Here is an 18,815-nt window from a genome sequence, read left to right as displayed (position 1 = left end):
ACTTAATAACGATTGTGACGTGTCAGAAAATTACAAGTCACGACGGAACTCTTAAAAGCGAGGAAATTCACGGATGAGCCAGATTGTGATTTTAACGGATAGTACAGCCTATCTGCCAACTACCTATTGTGAAGAAAATAATGTTCATGTCGCACCGCTCAGCGTCATTTTTGATGGTGACGCATACCGGGAAGGGTTCGATATCTCAGTCCCTGAGTTTTATGCGAAGATTCAAACGGGAAGTCTGCCAACGACTTCGCAGCCGAACATCGGTGACATCACGGATGCCTTTGAACGACTACCGGCGGGAACTGATATCATCGGAATTACGTTATCAAGCGGGATTAGTGGAACGTATCAAGCTTTACATACCATTAATATGATGGTGGATCACGTTCAAGTTCACCCGGTCGACTCACGAATTTCATGTATGCCGCAAGCATTCTTAGTGAAGGAGGCTGTCCGGATGCGTGATGCCGGGGCGACGGCAACAGAAATCGTCGCACGTCTTGAAGATCTTAAAGGGATGATTCGTGCGTATTTCGTCGTTGATGATTTAGAGCATTTACAACGGGGCGGACGTCTCAGTATGACGCAAGCCGTCGTTGGTTCTTTCTTAAAGATTAAACCGGTTCTTCATTTCGTCGATGGGAAAATCGTTCCGTTCGAAAAGATTCGGACGTTCAAACGGGCGGTTAAACGGATTGAAGAGATGATGGAAGATACGATTCATAATGAGGGTGCAGGATATGTCATCGGTGTCATCCATGCCGAAGACGATGCCAAAGCACGTGCTGAAATCGAAGTGCTCGAGCAACGGTTCCCGAAAGCGCAAATTGAAATGAGTGTGTTCGGTCCGGTTATCGGGACACACCTTGGTCCTGGTGCGATCGGGATCACGTGGTACAAAGCGGATTAATGAAATAAGTGTTGCACCGAGAAAGAACATCACTTCAATGGGATGTTCTTTCTTTTTTGACTCGTCTTTACACTGCCGGCAGGAAGCGCACGCAAGACTGACGAAAGGAAGGGGAGTCTCATCAAGAAAGGGAGTGAGTCATGGATATTCGAGGACGCCTGATTCCGAGCGATCAAGTAAAGGTTTCGCTTGGTTCGAATGAACGTCGGTACCCTGCTGTGACATGGCGGTGTCAACGATGCGGGGGACTGCCGACACGCGGACCATGTACGTGCGGGAAACACTGTTACTATTGTCGGCACTGCCTCATCTTCGGTAAATTAAGAACGTGTGATACGCTCGTCACGGATGCCCGTCCGCTTGACTCCGTCCTGCCGAGTCGGCACGAGCCGCTCGCATTAACACCCGACCAACAACGGATTGCGACGGCGATTGAACGAACGATTGAGCAACAAGGACGTTTGCTCGTCCACGCTGTCTGCGGTGCAGGAAAAACACCGATGCTGTTTCCTGGCATCGAGACGGCACTGCGTCTGAAGAAACGTGTCCTCATCACGACGCCACGGGCGGATGTCGTCCGAGAATTAACGTTACACGTCAAACGTGCTTTTTTGGACGCGCGGATCGTCTCGTTGTTCGGCGGCTCGGAGGAACGTCTTCAGCTCGGAGATATCACGATCAGTACGACCCATCAATTGATTCATTACCGTGCTTGCTTTGACGTCGTCTTCATCGATGAGGTCGATGCCTTTCCTTACAGTACGGACCGGACGCTACATCGCTACGTCAAACGGGTGATGTGCCGCTCGGCATCACTCATCCTTCTCAGTGCAACCCCTTCCTTTAGGAACAAACGCCTGCCGACCGTCCGCCTGATGCGGCGGTATCACGGCTTCCCGTTACCCGTTCCGCAACTCCACTTTTCCTATACACCAGCCCGTTTGATTGAATGGCTTCACAGTCACGCAGACAAACCACGACTCGTCTTTGTGCCGACCGTTGCCGTACTCGCGTTATGGCAGGAGCGACTCGAACAAGCGGGGTTAACGGCTGAAACGGTCCACGCGGCAGATCCTGACCGGATCGTTAAGGTCGAACGCTTTCGGACGACGGCAACGATTTTATTGACGACGACGATTTTAGAACGTGGCGTCACCTTTTCGAACGTCCAAGTCGCCGTCGTCGATGCAGACGTGTCGTTTACGGCAGCGGCATTGATTCAAATCAGTGGACGTGTCGGGCGAGATGTCGATTTCCCGAGTGGGGAAGTCATCTTTTTCGCAAATGATCGATCGAATGCGCTATACGAAGCAATCGCTGATATTCAGCGTGCGAACCGGGAGGGTTTCCGATGAATTGTCTGCTTTGCCAACAATTTTTTTTACCGAGCTGGTCATTGTCGAACGTATGGACTAGGCAAACGGTATGTCGAACCTGTAAAATAAAGTTTGTAAAAAGAGGGGAATGCACGGACTGTGGAAAACCGGGTCTCACCCTTTGTAGCGATTGTCAGCAGTGGCGGCGACTCGGTCATGATTTGAAGACGGACCCATTGTTTTTATATGAGGCAACCGCAAAGGATTTTTTGAAGCGCTATAAGTTTTTAGGGGATACGGCGCTGTTGGACGTGTTTAAAGAAGAGCTGAAGAAGGTAAAAGTGAAACAGGATTTCATTGTGCCGATTCCGCTCAGTCGAGAGCGACTGAGTGAACGGCGTTTCAATCAGGCGGAAGGCATCGCCCGGATGATGCGTGGAAAGGTCGCATTGTGTTTGGCACGTTCAGATGGTCCGGCGCAAAGTCGCAAGGCAAGGCGAGAGCGCCTGTCTCGAGCCAATCCGTATGAAGTGATCACTTCCGTCGAGGGGAAAACGATTTTACTCGTCGATGATGTGTATACGACGGGAACGACCTTGCATCAAGCGGCTTTGCGACTACGTGAAGCCGGTGCAAAAGAAATTTCTGCCGTAACTTTATTTCGAAGTGTTTAAGAATTCTTCATTTCTGCCGATATTCATAATGAGGTGAAGGAAATGGATGTATTAAACTGCAAATCTTGCGGGAAATTATTTGTTCGTCAATCTTCTGACCTGTGCATCGATTGCATTAGGAAAGATCATACTGATTTTGAGAAGGTGCGTGAGTTCCTGCGAGAACGGCGGAAAATCCGAACCTCACCTATTGATGTTGAGCAAGCGGTCGGGGTCAAACGAGAAACAGTCCTCCGGTACATTAGGGATGGGCGTTTACTGATGTCAGAAATCACACAGATGGAAATCACGTGTGAGAGTTGCGGGAAACCTTCCCGTGACGGTACGATCTGTGCCGATTGTCGTGAGAAATTACGACGCGACCTCGCCCAAGCGATGCTAGATTCTTCTGCCCCTTCGAAACCGAGAACGTATCGAACATGAATTAAGAATCTTGTAATCTAGAAAGCAGGTGTTCACATGCGAATTGATTCTACGAAATGGGTGAATATGCCTAAAGCGTACGAAAGAAATCAAGCAGTAGAAGGAACAGAAGCAAAACGTACGAATCGGCCGGATGAAGTGACGATCTCGAGTGAAGCGCGTGCGCGTTTCAATGAGACACCAACATCACGGACCGAAAAAATCGAATCCCTTCGTCAAGCCATTCAGGATGGAACCTATAAACCAGACGCGAAAAAAATCGCGGAGCGTTTTTTGAACTTGTAAGAGGGACAACTATGACAGTAGAGGCGACTCGGGGCACGGATGCGCGGGTCGCTTTTTATATGAAGAGCAAACTGTGAGGAGGCAATCGGATGGAAATTCTTGAACAACTCGTAAGTGAGCACGATGCTTTATTGGATCTTGCAAAAGAAAAAAAGACAATCTTGATTCAAAATGATATGAAGCGACTCTCACAAATCGTCAAAGAAGAACCGGTACATCTGAAACGGATTGAACAGCTCGAACAACAACGGCTTGAACGGATGGGACAGGTGACGATGACCGAGTGGTTACAAGATCACCCGGAGGATGTCGCTTCATTACGCCGCTTGTTACAGACGATCGGTCAGCTCAAACGACTGAACGACCTGAACGCTGAATTACTCGAACAATCGCTTCATTATCTCGATTGGCACTTACAATTGCTGATCCCGGAAGCCGATGATTTTACATATGGTCAGTCCGCACTCGACCGCACACACTTCAACCGGAATGCTTAAGGAGGTAGACGAATGGCATCAACTTTTATGGGGCTTGAGACTGGGCGTCGGGCTTTAACGACAAGTCAATGGGCACTTCAAGCGACAGGGAATAATATTTCAAATGCAGGAACAGCGGGCTTTTCGCGACAACGACTTGTGCAAGCGACAACAGAACAACTATCTGTATCGCTTGGTGGAGGTAAGAACGCGCAATTCGGAACGGGAGTCCGTGGCGAGTTGATCGAACGTTTACGAGACTTGATGGTGGATAAGCAATACCGGGACGAGTCAACGAAATATGCTTACTATTCGACAAAGGCAATTGCTTTTAGTCGGATGGAAGATATCATCAATGAACCTTCGGATACAGGGCTTGCGAAAACGCTCGATTCATTTTGGGCATCACTGCAAGGTCTTTCGAAAAATCCGCAAGATTCAGGTGCACGAAGTGTCGTTCGTCAACAAGCAGACACGTTAACGAAAACCTTTAACTATTTGGCTACCTCTCTTGAAAAAGTGCAAGGAGACTTAAAAAATGAACTCGATGTCTCGGTGAAAAAAGTAAATGACTTGTTGAAGAAAATCGACAATGTTAATGAACAAATTCATACGGTCGAGCCACTCGGTGTCCTCCCAAATGACCTCTACGATGAACGGGACCGTTACTTCGATGAGTTATCGACGTACGTTGATTTTAAAAAAGTACCGATTGACATCGAGGCCATTACTTTAGGACAGATGGGAAATACTTCGAAAATAGCGGAGGGACGGGTTGAAGTTACGATCATCATTCCGAATGGAACGGATGTAGAGAAAGCAAAATCATTAGACCTTAAATTTGATACGAGTACTAATGTCTACACAGGCTATGAAAATAATGGTGGAGAAGTGAAGTTCACGGAGACATCTGGATTCTCAAACGGTAAGCTGTGGGGATTGATGCAGATGTACGGATATCAAAATGATGGAGCAACAGGTGTTTCAGGTGAATATCCAAAAATGATGAAGCAGTTGGACCAAATTGCTTCAAGTTTTGCAAGTGCGTTTAACCTTGCTCACGCAGCCAATCAAACGGTCGGTAAAAATCCAGACGGAACACCGAACGTTGTTGCGGGAACGGATAAATTTTTTGTTTCTTCTAGCGGAACAGATATTTCAGCGAAAACGATTGCAGTTGGGAAAGATATTTTGGACAGCCTTTCAAACATCGCGACGTCTAAAGATGGAAACATCGGAGATAGCTCAGGGGCACTTGCCTTGGCAAATATCAAGACGCAAGCTATTTCAGGGCTAGGGACTTCACCTACAACGATCGGTTCATTTTATCAATCGATCATCGGGGATATGGGTGTTTCGACGAGTCAGACGATTGATCTCGGGAAAAACGCGAGCGTCCTGATGGAGAATGCGGATCAACGCCGGATGTCGGTTTCAGCCGTTTCACTCGATGAAGAGATGACGATGATGATTCAATACCAACATGCATACAATGCTGCAGCACGTAATATTACGACGGTTGATGAGATGCTCGATAAAATCATCAATGGAATGGGTCTTGTTGGTCGATAATGAATAGAGAAAGGGGATAACAGCATGCGCGTAACCCAAACAATGCTGACGAAGACGAATATCGGACACCTTTCGTCAAGCTATCAAAAACTGAGTACATTACAAGAACAATTGATCAGCGGTAAAAAAATTCAAAAACCATCGGAAGATCCAGTCGTTGCGATGCAAGGGATTCGGTACCGGACCGAAGTTCGAGAGGTCGATCAATTTAAGAAGAATGTTGATGAAGCAACAGGATGGATGGATTTGACGGACTCTGCATTAGATGAAGTGACATCTGCTATGCGACGCATCACAGAGCTTACGACACAAGCCGCGACCGATACGTACGATGCGACCCAGCGAAAAGCAATCCAAAGTGAAGTCGGTCAGTTGATTGAACACATCGGAACACTTGCCAATACGAAATATAATGAGAAACAAATCTTTAATGGCACGCAAACCGATCAGCCCTTCATCGATATGACGAAATTAAAAACCTTCTTAAACGATACGACGAGTATCTCTGACGTCGATCAGATTTTCACCAATGGCGCGACACCGCAAAATGGAAAAATTGAGTACGAAGTGTCTTCAGGTATTCGTGTTCAAGTGAATGTCACACCTACGAATGGGACAACCGGAGGCGTCTTCGGAAAAGAAACATTCGAAACATTGAAAAAATTAGTCAATGAGTTAGGTGGAAAAAAGGCTGATGGCAATCCAGGTGATAGTACAAATAACGGAGCTACGTTATCTGCGATGATTACGGACTTGAATAACATGTTGAATAAGACGGTCGAGACACGAGCGGACCTTGGTGCACGCGTCAATCGTCTTGAACTAAATGCCTCGCGTCTCGAAGATCAAGAAATCATCGCAAAAACGGTGATGTCAGATAACGAAGACATCGAAGCGGAAAAAGTCATCATGGAACTCAAATCGTACGAGACGCTTCACCGGGCCGCACTCAGTGCCGGGGCGCGAATCATTCAACCGACACTACTCGATTTCCTACGTTAAGGAGGTGACGGGAGATGAACCTTCCGCATCTTGAAATGCGTCAAACGTCTGCTAAAATCGGTATCAATACGACACGGGCGACACTTGAACAACACCAACAACAAGCGTCCTTGTCAATCGAGCAACCGAAAGGCGAGCTGTCGCTCGAAACGGTCGCGGCACGACTCGAAATTGATTCGTCCCAGGCCTGGATTGAAATCGGACGAATCCCGGCATTTGAATCCGTTCAGCGTTATGCTGATTACGGACGACAAATGGGACAACAAGCAGTCGGACGGGCAGCAGCTGAAGGGGATCAGTTGATGCGGATCGAACAACGGGGAGATGCCGTTGCTCGTATCGCGACGTCCCGGCAAGCACCACCGGCAGAAGTGACGACGCTCGGCTTTACGCCACGCAGTCTCGACCGGGTCAAAATCAATTACACACCGGCAGAGGTGCGTGTCAACTATACGGCGCAAAAACCGCGAATTGATGTTGAGATACATCGACCGGAATTAAACGTCACGCCAGGCACGACAGAAATTTACCTACGGGAACAAAATCAACTGGATATGTGGCCAGTCGGCGGCATATTCGATGGGGAAGGATAATCACATGCATATCGAAACAGATTTTTTTGGAATGGTTCAAATCGAGGAAAGTGAAATCATCACGTTCGCTTCCGAAGTACCCGGTTTTCCAGAGGCACGTCGTTTTATCTTATTACCGTTCGGAGAAGGCATTCCGTTCTGGTCCTTCCAATCGATTGATCAAACGGAATGCGCATTCGTCGTGACGAATCCGTTTTGGATTGATCCGGAGTATGTCTTTGAATTACCAGAATCAGCGAAAGAACAACTCGGTATCCAAGATACGGCACAAGTCGCTGTCTATACGACGGTCACGTTACGTGAGCGGTTCGAGGAGTCGACGACGAACTTACGCGCACCGTTCGTCATGGAGACGAAACGTCGGCAAGCGAAACAGGTCATCCTTGATGAAACGTATTCAAACCGGCATGTGATTGGTAGTCTAACGGAAGTAGGTGGTCGCTGATGCTCGTCTTAAAACGTAAAACGGGGGAAGCGATTCAAATCGGGGATGATATCGAGTTGACGGTTCTTGCAATCGAAGGAGACCAAATCAAACTCGGAATCGAGGCACCACGTCATATCGACATCCATCGGAAAGAAATTTATCTTGCAATCCAAGATGAAAATGCGGAAGCATCTCGAAGTACCGGATTGATGAGTCAGTTGTTAAAACAGCGTTCTGAATAATGAGGTGAACTTCTTTTGTGCGCACGCGACCAAAAGAAGTTTTTTCATTTCCACGAAAAAAATGCTCATTCCTTTCGAATCGTGTATAGTAATGTAGAGAAAAGAAACCTTTTTAGACAAAGAGGGAGTGTAAGCAATGAATGAGACGAAGCAGCTGAAAAAAGATGCGAATCGTGTACTAAAAGCGACGAGCCGAACCTTTTATATACCAATCAGTCGCCTATCGCAAGAACTGCAAGAGGCAGTCGGGTCTGCCTATCTGTGCATGCGTGCGATTGATGAGATTGAGGACCATGAAGACTTGCCGACAGACGTCAAGACGACGCTCCTTCGGGAGACGGCCCTCCAGATGCGTGGAACGTTTTCGGGAGCTGCTTATCAAGCATTGATTGCACCGTATGCAAATCAGTTGCCGGAAGTGACACTTCGTCTTTCAGAATGGATTGCCTACTGCCCGAGTGGTATCCGAGCGAAAGTTCTTGAATCGACGGCAGAGATGGCAGAAGGGATGGCCGTCTGGGCAGAACGTGATTGGACGGTCGAAACGGAAGCGGATCTTGATGAGTACACGTATTATGTTGCGGGACTCGTCGGTGTCATGTTGTCAGATATTTGGTACTGGAAAGCGGGTATCGTCACGGACAAGCAACAGGCGATTGGTTTTGGTCGGGGACTCCAAGCAGTTAACATCTTACGGAATCAACAAGAAGACGCAGAACGTGGTGTCGGGTACTTCCCACCCGGTTGGACGACGGAGACGATGTTTATGTACGCGCAGGATAACTTGGCAGAAGCGGACCGGTATCTCGCGTCGATTCCGAAAGAGACGACGATCTATGAGTTTTGTAAGATTCCACTTGCCCTCGCACATGGAACGCTGGATGCGCTCGCTCGGGGAAAAGAGAAGCTCAGTCGACCAGAAGTCTTGAAAATCGTCGGAAGTGCGGTTTTAAAACGATGATGACCTGACTAAAAGAGAAACACTTACACATGACGCTTGGCAGGATGAGGCGTGTGGGTAAGTGTTTTTTGTCGTTAGCAAGAGTCCGGAACTTTAATGTTTTGCCGCGGTTTCTGAACAGTGTAGTAGCTGGGTTTAAACGTGTAGACAACGTGTAATCGGGAGAGAAAGCGTCTTTTTTCGTTGCTTTCCTCGGGCGAGGCGCAAGCCGTTGCTCCTTGGTCCTAACGGACAACGAGCAGGGTCTTGCCTGATTTTGAAAGTGCGCTAAAAACGTACTCAGACTGTAGACAACGAACTATCGGGAGAGAAAGCGTCTCTTTTTTCGTTGCTTTCCTCGGGCGAGGCGCAAGCCGTTGCTCCTTGGTCTTTACGGACAACGAGCAGGGTCTTGCCTGATTTTGAAAGTGCGCTAAAAACGTACTCAGACTGTAGACAACGAACTATCGGGAGAGAAAGCGTCTCTTTTTTCGTTGCTTTCCTCGGGCGAGGCGCAAGCCGTTGCTCCTTGGTCTTTACGGACAACGAGCAGGGTCTTGCCTGCCTCTGACAGTGCGTTAAAAACGCACTTTTTCCCGTAGGAGTCAACGAAACGTGACGCTTTTTAGGTAATACCGTGACAGAAATCCAGACATGCAGGCGGTTTAGAGCGCAATCTGTCTCGAATCGCTTTTAAAGCGAAAAGCAATCGGTCGCGACCCTGCAGCTTTGCTGTAGCGGCGCGGAACATTGCCGCTTTGAAGACGAGGCGAGACAGGGAAGCGCGAATGGATTGCATCTCGTTATAGCATGTTCACACGTCATAAGCGTAGTCGCCGTGTTTTCTCTACTTCGAATCATTTTAGTGAAGTCGTCCCAAACAAAAAAGAGTCTAACCTACTGATACAAGATCAGCTTGGATTGACTCTTTTTTCTGGATTAAGAGATTGAAGGTACAGCGACTGTTCCTTAATTAAAGAGTTGCTACAACGTATACGATACAACCGATGGCTCCGGCGCCGACTAAAATCAATCCGGAGACGCGTGTCGATGGATTGGGAGTAGCGGAAAACTTTAAAAAGAATACACCCAGACTGACAATCACGAATGTAAGGACAAGCATCAAAAGAATTAAAAGTGTGTTCATATTTACCGTGCTCCAATCTGAATCGGCGTATGAATACTCTTTTTTCGGCAAGGTTAGTACAACTATTTGATGTCTTCTAAATAAGATAGGACCTTGTCTTCATAGGCTTTGCGGTCATGGGCATAAGACTGGACATGTCCGCCGTTTTCCGTCACATAAAGCTCAGAATGTGGCGCCGCTTTTTGAAGGCGCATGCTTTCCGTGACCGGAATCGCATCATCGTCCTTGCCATGAATCATCAGGATGGGAAGATCAATCCGTCGAATCGCTTCAATCGGTTTGACACGTTCCGGGTTCAGCCCTGTCAGTGGAGGCGTCACTTGCAGGATGACGGGTGTGAACGGGAAGTTCGGCAACCCGCTCCAGACGGGGAGGTTCGTTTCTAAATAATTTTCTAAATCACTGAACGGACTATCCGCGATGACACCGGCGACATCTGCTTTTGGAGCCGTGACAAGGGCAGTCGAAGCGCCCATTGAGATACCATAAAGAACAACCGGCTCTGAAGCACGTGATTTGGCATAGCTGACAGCTGTCAGCAAGTCATCTTGTTCTTTTGCCCCGACCGTGACACGTTTTCCTTCCGAGATCCCGGACCCGCGGAAATCAAATGTTAAGACGTTATAGCCGGCATCATGAAATTTTTTGAAGAGCGGGAAGATGGGGACATCCGTCTGTTCCCGGTTTTTCCCATAGCCGTGAGCAAAGACGATTGTCAGTTTCGCGTCCTCACTCGGAATCCACCAGCCGGATAAACGCGTGCGATCTTTTAGCGAGCGGAAGGAGACGTCTTCATAAGCCAGTTTTTCCGCTTTTTTAGGGTTCGTCGTCAATGCTTCCCGTTCCGGTTTCGTTAAGGACGAACCGACATAAGCAGAAATTCCGACGAGAGCAATCAACAAAAGAACGATGACGAGGATCAATCCCCCGATGATTTTCTTGCGATGTTTCTTCAACAACGGCGCGACTCCCTTTCTCGAACAACTGTGAATTAATGAATATCTTTTTTCTTGAAGCGGCCACCGTGGACGTCATGAATGTTGCCGATGGCGATGAAGGCCTGTTCGTCGAAGTCGCGGACGATTTCTTTTAATTTCGTTTCTTCGAGCCGGCTGATGACACAAAAAATGACTTTCTTATCATCCCCGGAAAAGGATCCTTCTCCATTTAAGTACGTCATGCTCCGACCGAGCCGGTCCATGATGGCAAGGCCGATTTCTTCGTAGTTCTCGGAAATGATCCACACACTCTTTGATTGATCGAGTCCGTCAATGACGACATCAATTGTCTTGAAGGCAATGAAATACGTAATCAGCGAGTACATCGCCCGGTCCCAACCGAAGACGAATCCGGCTGCTCCGAGGATGAAGACGTTAAAGAACATCACAATTTCACCGACGGAAAAAGGGGTCGAGCGACTGAAGGAAACAGCAAGAATCTCTGTCCCGTCAAGCGATCCACTGGCCCGGATGACGATACCGACGCCAATTCCGAGAATTAAACCACCGAAGACGGTCGCAAGGAGATCGACGTTCGTCATCGGTCCGATGCCTTCGAGTAATTTCGTCGCGACCGCCATGATGAAAATTGCATAAAGCGTAGACAGGGCAAAGGTCTTACCAATCTGTTTGTAACCAAAAAAGATGAACGGGATATTTAAGAAGAAGAGCCATAATGCGAGTGTCGTATCCGTCAGTTTTGAGCCGATGATGGAAATCCCGACAATCCCGCCATCGATGATATTATTCGGAACGAGGAATCCTTTCAGGCCGATTGCGAAGACGATGGCCCCAATCGTCAATAACAAAAGGCGGCGTACAAGTTGCCATTTTGTCGTTCGTCGGTGAGCTTTCGTTTGGGTCGCGCCACTCATCGAATTCCTCCTTTTTGAAAAGTGTTTCTGTGTTTACTATAACAAAAAAGCACTAAGGCATGCGAGAGCAACCTTAGTGCGAATGATTAGACGAGCGGGCGAATCGATTGGAAAAAACGTAAGACCAGTTCTGCTTCAGGACTCGAAGTATATTTTCCGATATATTGCCCTTGTTCGAAACCGATGACGGTCAGTGTAAAGCTGACAAGTTGTATCCCTTCGGATAAACGGACTTCGAAGGTCGCGGTATTAAGCGGAAGCGGGACCTCGGTCGAAAAGTACAAGTGGCGCGTATCCGTCTGATGCGCATGAATATCCGAGTAGTTAAAATCGAGCTCCGTCTCATGGTGCGTCAGCATTTTAATTTTTCCTTCAACAGAAAAGCTCGGGGTACTGTCGCCGGCGAGCGAACAGGCTTCGATCGGATACAAAATTTCGCGTAACAGGAAGCTTTGCATGACGTCGGTCGGAACAGGGCGACTGAACAAATATCCTTGGATATTCGGACAATTCAATGCACGGAACGTTTCCAGCTGTCGTATCGTTTCAATACCTTCTGCAACAACGGAAAGATTAAAGACGGACGCCATGTAGAGAATACTTTTGACGATGGCTTGTGCTTTCGCATCGTCCGCGATATGCGTCGCGAATTGGCGGTCGATTTTGACGACATCAATCGGATAACGCTGTAAGTAGACCATCGACGAGTAGCCTTTACCGAAATCATCTAAAGCAATCCGGACGCCGAGGTGGCTTAAATGCTCCAGCATCCGGCTTGTGTTCGGATCATCCATGATTAAGGCAGCTTCCGTGATTTCAAGTTCGAGCAAATGTGGAGACAGGCTATACTTCAACAACGCCTGTTCGATTTGACGTTCGAACCCGGGGATTAAAAAACGCTTTGGTGATACATTGACCGAAATCGGAATCAGGTTCGCCCCGGCACGGGCCCACGTCTTCATCGCCTGACAAGCTGTATCGACGACCCAGTCGCCAATCGCCAGATGCAATGAACTTTCCTCGGCAAGAGGAATGAAGTCGTTTGGCGGAATCCGTCCCCATTCGGGATGTTGCCAACGGATTAAGGCTTCAAGGCCGATGATCTTTCCTGTCCAACTGTCGACTTTCGGTTGATATTCAAGGAACAATTGATCGCGCTCAATCGCATAATGTAAATCTTGTTCGAGACGATAGCGACGATAATAATCGATGTCGAGGCTCGAAGCATAGTGATGCACGGCATTATGATCCTCGCGGCGCGAACGTCGTAATGCTGTATACGAGTGTTTTAGCAACTCGACAGCATCGCGACTGTCTTCCGGAAACCGGCTGACACCGGCTGAAATACGGGCGAATAACGCATAGGGCTCGATGAGAATCGGACGAGCCGACAGGTCGAGTAACTTTTCCGCACAAGACGTCACATCGTCCGTATAGCTGGCGGGCACGAGCAGCGTATACTCGTCGCCACCGAGGTGTCCGAGAAAGACGTCGTCCGGTTTCTCGGTCTGCAGCAATTGACTGGTTGCCTGGAGCCACTGATCTCCAGAAGCATGTCCGAACGCATTGTTGATTTCCGTGATGCGATTAAACGAGGCTGACAAAATCGAAAAAGGGCGGTCTGCTTTTATCCAGGCGTTGATTGTATCGGTCAACGCGACACGGTTCGGCAGACCGGTTACGGTGTCACGGAGTGCCAGTTGTTGCAGGCGTTCCTCGTAGTCTTTTTGAAGCGTGATATCGTGCATGATGCTGTTCGAATAAGCAATCGTCCCATCGAGATGGAAGACAGGCAGTTGCTGATCTTCAATCCATTTTAGCCGACCATCGGAAAAGCGGAGACGATACTGGAGCGTTCCAGCTTTACCGGATGTCAGTTGCTCAATAAATTGTTGCATCGCAAGGTGATCGCGTTCATCGATACGCTCGAATAACCAATCTTGACTCAAACACAAATCCTCTGGTAGTTCCTCAAAAATTTGCAAGAATCCCCGCGAATGAAATAACAGACGTCCAGTCGAGAGGTCAATTTGAGAAATCGCAGCATCGAGTGCTTCATAGATTTCACGTGTTTGATCGCGCTCGAACGTTAATTGATGGCGTGCCTCACTGACTTCTGATAAATCATATAGGACAACAGCAATCACTGTGTCGCTTTCCGATCGTCGAAATGCTTTTAATCGCAATAACTGATAGTCGTTCGCGGCATTTAAAACAGATACCTCTTGTTCGAACATCTCGACCTCACGATCGATGAGTCGTTCCATTTGAAAGCGAAGTGGATCGAAATCACGTGGGTGAATCCGGTTGTGTAACTGTTTGCGCGATAATTGCCCTAATGCGTCGGAAGACACACCTAAGTAATTCATTAAGGAGACAGACTGTTCAATCGTCTTTGAAGACGGATCGTAATGAAAGACGACGAGTTCCGGCACTTGTTCCGTCAATTCGAGTTGTGAACGGATTTGAACGACATCCTCTTCAAGCTGTTTCTCCCGTGTGATATCGCGTGCCATCCCGTACACGCCGATGACTTGATTGTCTTGAAAAATCGGCATGTTCGTAATCTTTAACGTCAGTCGATGTTGATCGTGGTGTAATCCTTGCGCCGTATAATGAACGGTTTCCCCAGCAAGGGCACGCTCGAAAAATGAAGTGACCGCATCCACTTGTTCTGGTGGATTAAACACGGCGAAGTGCTCATACAACGTTTCACTCGAATAACCGAGTATCGTAGGTAATTGTTCATTGAAATAGATGATTTCACCGAGGTGATTAAAGAAGAATATCACATCCGCATTTTGTTGGAAAAAAAATTCCGCGCTATCCGGATGTGAGAGTTCTAATCCACCAATGAACAGAGGGGATGTAGATGAACGACTTAGTCGTTGCATAGCGTCGAAAAAAGTCATGGTCAAATCTCCTCGCTAGAATGTAATTCATAATAGAACGCGTCTCCTTTCTAGTATCGGGTTAAAGTGAGAACAATTGCAATTAAAGTTCGAAGAATAGACCTATTTTTTCAAAAAAAAAGAAAGGGAATCTAAAAAAACGGATCAACACATGCAAGCACATGTCGATCCGTTAGCGTAGGGAAACTAAAGTTAGATTGCAAGATCGACAGATGTCTCGCTTGCATTCGGATCCGTTGATTGATCCGTATTCTTTTCGTTCATTCCGTGGTGACGTCCACCTTGTCCACCATCGCGTGGTCCTTGCTTAAGGTCGTCATAACTTGAGACCTGATCCGCACGTTCTTGCATCCGTTCCTTCATCGACGTCGCTTGTTTTTCTGTGATGGAACCGTCTGCTAGTTTCGCATCAATTGCAGCCGTTTGAGAGGTGAGGACCGCTTGCTCGAAGTCGTCGAAGGCGATATCGTTCGCTTCCGCAAATTCAGGAAGTGCTTGATCGGCGGCTTCGAATTTCGCTTCATCGAGTTTGAGACTCGCTAAGACCGTTGCAGTCGTGTCACCGAAGACGTCGCGTGGTCCGCCGTCACGTTTGCCTTGTCCTTGTTTTTCCCGATCCGGCAATTCGTCATAACTCGTCATGTCTGAGAACTCTTCCGTCATCCGTTCTTTAATCGACGTCGCTTGTTTTTCCGTCATCTTACCGTCTTTGACGAATTGGTCAAGTTGTTCTGATTGTGAGGCGATGACCGCTTTTTTGTAGTCGGCGAACTGGATTGATTGGGCTTTCGCGAACGCGGCGAGTGATTGGTTCGCAGCATCGAAGTCCTCTTGATTTAAGTTAAGTGCGGCAAGGACATCTGCGACGAGTTCTTTATTAAAGAAACCGCCCTTGTCACCGTGACGTTGCCCTTTAGGCTGCTGTTCTTTCAATTCGTCATAGCTCGAGACTTTGCTGAAGCGCTCCGTTTGACGTTCTAACATATCAGCGGATTGTGTTTTCGTAAGATCCCCTGACGCGACAAGACTAGCGAGTTGTTCTTTTGTTGCTGCAAGTTCAGCCGCTTTGTAGTCGGCGAACGAGATGCCTTTTTCTTCTGCAAGCTCAGCGATCGATGTCTTCGCTTCCCGTGCTGTTTGTGCCTCGTCTTCTGTGATGCCGAGTTTATCTAAGAGGATTGTAACGTCCATTTTTTTCATACCTTCGAAGTGATGACGCTCGGATTTCGTTTTCGATGCATCGCTATCATTTGTTGCAGCGAGAGCAGAAGCTCCTCCTACTGTTAATGCGCTGATTGTAAGTGCGGTGATCCATTGTTTTTTGAATTTCATGGTTGATCACTCCTTTCACCTTGTATGTTAGCGTGGATCGAAAACGAAGTTGTGAGGAAGTTGCAAAGAAATTGCCAAGAAAAGCAAATCGGCTGGAAAAGGCGGTACACTAAGCATGTGGAGGGATAACGATGAATATTTTATTGATTGAAGATGAAGTAAAGTTAGCACACGTGACAGAACGTTTTTTACGGCACCACGGATATGAAGTGACACTCGCGATGTCGATTGGACAAGCGAAGGACGCCTTAAGCAAAACGACGTTTGACGCGGTCCTCGTCGATGTTCGACTCCCGGATGGGGACGGCTGGTCGCTCGTCCCGTCGATTAAAGCGGTCGCTATGCCGCCCGTCGTCTTCATGATGACGTCGCGTGGTGAAGCGGATGACCGTGTATTCGGACTTGAGCTCGGAGCAGACGATTACCTTGTCAAACCCGTCGTCTTGAAAGAACTGACGATTCGGCTCGAGCGGGCGCTGAACCAGCGTCCGAAAGACACCGCCTTCCGGTTGGGTGATTTAACACTGGATCCGAAAGCGCGTCTCGTCAAAAACGGCGAGCAGTCGCTCAGTCTGGCGAAGATGGAGTTTGAGCTGTTGACATATTTCGTCGAACATATCGGTGAAGCACTCAGTCGCGATCAAATCCTGGATGATGTCTGGGGATATACGTTCGGTGGCGATACCCGGACCGTCGATACGCACGTCAAACAATTGCGTGATAAGTTACCGACGATCAAACAACAGTTAAAGACGGTCCACCGGGTCGGATATCGACTGGAGGCGATGGAATGAGTAAATTGATGCGGAAGTTTTTACTGGCGGTCGTCGCACCGCTCCTCGTCATGGGTAGCTTGAGTTTTATCTTGACGGCGGTGCTCGTCAATCGGTTTGCGGAAGACGAACGCTACAGTCAACTCGCACGTGAAGCAAATATCATTCAAGAAGCGATCGACGGCAATCAACCGCTTCCCCGTGACATTCAAGGTTTCATCACGATCGACGGACAAACGCAACGCCTCGGTGGACGAGGACCGCAACCGGTCAACTTACCGGCGCTCGAGAAGTTGCAGCAACAAGACGTGATTGATGTTCAGAATCAACGTTTGTTGACCTATCAGCTGAAGGAGGGGGACACGGTCATCACGACGATTCGGAATGCACCGCTCGCGAGTAGTGCGTTGAACGGTGTCTACTTGGCGATTGGTGTCGCGCTCCTCGTGACCTTGTTGCTTGCGACAGGGCTTGCTTATTATATGGGACGACAGTTCACGCGGCCGATCGTCAACTTACGGTCCGTCGCCCAGCAAATCGGAGCGGGAAAAAAAAGCGTCCCGCTACCCGAACGACCGAATGATGAAGTCGGTGAGTTGATTGCTGCCGTCGATGAGATGCAGGAACAACTCCTCCAAAAAGAAACGTTGCAAAAGTCATTCATCGCCGGTATCACCCATGATTTGCGGACGCCGCTCGCAATCATCCGCAACGAAACGGAGGCGCTCGCAGCAGGGGTGATTCCGCTAGACGAACTACCGGATGTCACGGACAGCATCATCGAGGAGACGGATCGCCTCGGCCTATTGATTGATGAGACGCTCGTCTACTCGAAGCTTGCCGGAGGGATGATGCCGCTCGAGCGGATTGAGACGCGACTAGACGACCTGGTGTTCGATACGGTCGGACGGTTGGAGGCGACGTTTGAGAAGGAGGGGGTGGCACTCGTCGCTGAAGCTGTGCCCGTCACGCGTCTTGTTGACAGGCATATGTTCGAACGGGTCCTCGTCAACTTCCTGATGAATGCCCACGCGGCAGCTCCGCCTGATAGCCGGGTCATCATTCGGCTGACGGAGACTGAATTGACGGTCGAGGACGCGGGGCGTGGCGTCCCGGAGTCCGACCGGGCGACGATTTGGGATTTGTACGTCAAACAAGACGGCAGTTCCGGGCACGGGCTCGGGCTTGCGATTAGCCGTTTGATTCTCGACAGCCATGAACTGGTCTATGGCGTTCGAACGAGTCCGCAAGGCGGAGCGTGTTTCTTTATTCGTCTATAATGTAAAAAAAGCCCCGTTCCTCGTCGAGAGGAGCGGGGCTGTCAGTGCTTATTTTGATTCGTTTTCGTGGACGAGACTCGGTTTGACGAGTGTATAGAATTCATCACTCATGCCGACGCGGCTGCCCATTTGGCAAGCGAGTTCGAGTGTCTCTTGGTAAAATTTCGCGACGAGGTTGTGGTTTTTGATGTGCATGTCCTTCATCGCTTTTTCGACGCCGAGGACGACTTTCGCGATTTGGTCATCTGCATCATTACGGACAGGGACGACGTTTTCCGGGAGGTCGACTTCTTTATCGTGTCCGTTGAAGCGGAACGAAGCGCCGAATCCAAGATGCTCGAGGAAGAAGTGCGGTAACAATTTGCCGGCGAAGAATTGATGCCATTCCGATTCTTTCATCGCGTCCATATCCCGTTTGAAAGAAGTCGTTGCGAGTGCATAGCGGTCATGTGTATCTTTCATGAACTTCTCGAGGATTGGTACCTGCATCGCGAATGAGTTCTTGAGCAGATTATCGAGCTGTTCTTGTGTTAATTGTTCTTGTTCAGCCATCCTTTTAACCCCATTTCGTTTCGTTACTCTTATCGTAAGAAATTTAGACAATTCCGTCAAATCTTTTTCGAGAATAA

20 protein-coding genes are annotated in these 18,815 nt (G+C 48.4%); 14 read left to right on the top strand and 6 right to left on the bottom strand.

Features of this window, described 5'->3' with window-relative positions; genetic code table 11:
• Positions 1-73: 73 nt before the first annotated feature.
• The 12 genes from AC0VYQ_RS12660 (at position 74) to AC0VYQ_RS12605 (ending at position 8,890) form a co-directional block, all read left to right on the top strand.
• Positions 74-919: a DegV family protein gene (locus AC0VYQ_RS12660; RefSeq protein WP_214810553.1), complete on the top strand. Its 846-nt coding sequence runs from the start codon at positions 74-76 to the stop codon at positions 917-919.
• 140 nt (positions 920-1,059) lie between these two features.
• Positions 1,060-2,274 carry a helicase-related protein gene (locus tag AC0VYQ_RS12655; RefSeq protein ID WP_475403690.1) on the top strand — a complete coding sequence of 405 codons (1,215 nt, stop codon included), beginning with the start codon at positions 1,060-1,062 and terminating at the stop codon, positions 2,272-2,274.
• A gap of 272 nt (positions 2,275-2,546) precedes the next feature.
• A complete protein-coding gene (locus tag AC0VYQ_RS12650) occupies positions 2,547-2,909 on the top strand; it encodes a ComF family protein (RefSeq protein WP_235195245.1) in 363 nt (120 codons plus the stop codon).
• A gap of 261 nt (positions 2,910-3,170) precedes the next feature.
• A complete protein-coding gene (locus AC0VYQ_RS12645) occupies positions 3,171-3,332 on the top strand; it encodes a hypothetical protein (RefSeq protein WP_159173375.1) in 162 nt (53 codons plus the stop codon).
• A gap of 36 nt (positions 3,333-3,368) precedes the next feature.
• Positions 3,369-3,617 carry a flagellar biosynthesis anti-sigma factor FlgM gene (gene flgM / locus AC0VYQ_RS12640; RefSeq protein WP_088837793.1) on the top strand — a complete coding sequence of 83 codons (249 nt, stop codon included), beginning with the start codon at positions 3,369-3,371 and terminating at the stop codon, positions 3,615-3,617.
• Between the two features lie 89 nt (positions 3,618-3,706).
• On the top strand, positions 3,707-4,114 hold the full coding sequence (locus AC0VYQ_RS12635; RefSeq protein ID WP_088837792.1) for a flagellar protein FlgN: 408 nt from the start codon (positions 3,707-3,709) through the stop codon (positions 4,112-4,114).
• Between the two features lie 12 nt (positions 4,115-4,126).
• Entirely contained in the window at positions 4,127-5,665 is a 1,539-nt protein-coding gene (flgK, locus tag AC0VYQ_RS12630; RefSeq protein ID WP_475403689.1) for a flagellar hook-associated protein FlgK, read from the top strand.
• Between the two features lie 24 nt (positions 5,666-5,689).
• Positions 5,690-6,667, top strand: coding sequence for a flagellar hook-associated protein FlgL (gene flgL / locus AC0VYQ_RS12625; RefSeq protein WP_475403688.1), 978 nt, complete (start codon positions 5,690-5,692; stop codon positions 6,665-6,667).
• A gap of 14 nt (positions 6,668-6,681) precedes the next feature.
• A complete protein-coding gene (locus tag AC0VYQ_RS12620) occupies positions 6,682-7,260 on the top strand; it encodes a DUF6470 family protein (RefSeq protein ID WP_475403687.1) in 579 nt (192 codons plus the stop codon).
• A 4-nt stretch (positions 7,261-7,264) separates the two neighbouring features.
• Complete coding sequence (gene fliW / locus AC0VYQ_RS12615; protein WP_475403686.1) at positions 7,265-7,705, top strand: flagellar assembly protein FliW; 441 nt, start codon at positions 7,265-7,267, stop codon at positions 7,703-7,705.
• A complete protein-coding gene (gene csrA, locus AC0VYQ_RS12610; RefSeq protein ID WP_214807180.1) occupies positions 7,705-7,929 on the top strand; it encodes a carbon storage regulator CsrA in 225 nt (74 codons plus the stop codon). Before fliW ends, csrA begins: the two co-directional genes overlap by 1 nt.
• A gap of 136 nt (positions 7,930-8,065) precedes the next feature.
• On the top strand, positions 8,066-8,890 hold the full coding sequence (locus AC0VYQ_RS12605; protein WP_475403685.1) for a squalene/phytoene synthase family protein: 825 nt from the start codon (positions 8,066-8,068) through the stop codon (positions 8,888-8,890).
• Between the two features lie 952 nt (positions 8,891-9,842).
• Here the strand turns inward: AC0VYQ_RS12605 and AC0VYQ_RS12600 are convergent.
• The 5 genes from AC0VYQ_RS12600 to AC0VYQ_RS12580 all read right to left on the bottom strand — a co-directional run bounded on the left by AC0VYQ_RS12600 (position 9,843) and on the right by AC0VYQ_RS12580 (position 16,133).
• Positions 9,843-10,016 carry a hypothetical protein gene (locus AC0VYQ_RS12600; RefSeq protein WP_157898495.1) on the bottom strand — a complete coding sequence of 58 codons (174 nt, stop codon included), beginning with the start codon at positions 10,014-10,016 and terminating at the stop codon, positions 9,843-9,845.
• Positions 10,017-10,078: 62 nt separating this feature from the next.
• On the bottom strand, positions 10,079-10,975 hold the full coding sequence (locus AC0VYQ_RS12595; protein WP_088837787.1) for an alpha/beta hydrolase: 897 nt from the start codon (positions 10,973-10,975) through the stop codon (positions 10,079-10,081).
• Positions 10,976-11,007: 32 nt separating this feature from the next.
• Entirely contained in the window at positions 11,008-11,889 is an 882-nt protein-coding gene (locus tag AC0VYQ_RS12590) for a YitT family protein (RefSeq protein ID WP_214892589.1), read from the bottom strand.
• 86 nt (positions 11,890-11,975) lie between these two features.
• A complete protein-coding gene (locus tag AC0VYQ_RS12585) occupies positions 11,976-14,801 on the bottom strand; it encodes a sensor domain-containing protein (protein WP_475403684.1) in 2,826 nt (941 codons plus the stop codon).
• A 192-nt stretch (positions 14,802-14,993) separates the two neighbouring features.
• The gene (locus AC0VYQ_RS12580) at positions 14,994-16,133 is read right to left on the bottom strand and encodes a hypothetical protein (RefSeq protein ID WP_475403683.1); all 1,140 of its coding nucleotides are present in this window, start codon (positions 16,131-16,133) and stop codon (positions 14,994-14,996) included.
• A 131-nt stretch (positions 16,134-16,264) separates the two neighbouring features.
• Between AC0VYQ_RS12580 and AC0VYQ_RS12575 the strand changes: the two genes are divergently transcribed.
• Positions 16,265-16,927: a response regulator transcription factor gene (locus AC0VYQ_RS12575; RefSeq protein WP_088837783.1), complete on the top strand. Its 663-nt coding sequence runs from the start codon at positions 16,265-16,267 to the stop codon at positions 16,925-16,927.
• Positions 16,924-18,186: a HAMP domain-containing sensor histidine kinase gene (locus AC0VYQ_RS12570; RefSeq protein WP_475403682.1), complete on the top strand. Its 1,263-nt coding sequence runs from the start codon at positions 16,924-16,926 to the stop codon at positions 18,184-18,186. The genes AC0VYQ_RS12575 and AC0VYQ_RS12570 overlap by 4 nt, the downstream gene beginning before the upstream one ends.
• Positions 18,187-18,234: 48 nt before the next feature.
• Here the strand turns inward: AC0VYQ_RS12570 and AC0VYQ_RS12565 are convergent, their stop codons facing one another.
• On the bottom strand, positions 18,235-18,738 hold the full coding sequence (locus AC0VYQ_RS12565; protein ID WP_088837781.1) for a hypothetical protein: 504 nt from the start codon (positions 18,736-18,738) through the stop codon (positions 18,235-18,237).
• Between the last annotated feature and the right edge of the window lie 77 nt (positions 18,739-18,815).

It is taken from the genome of Exiguobacterium sp. QJM3NY_9, assembly GCF_056173545.1.
The sequence above is the reverse complement of the archived record's forward strand: the minus strand, read 5'-3'. Positions and strand labels throughout refer to the sequence as shown.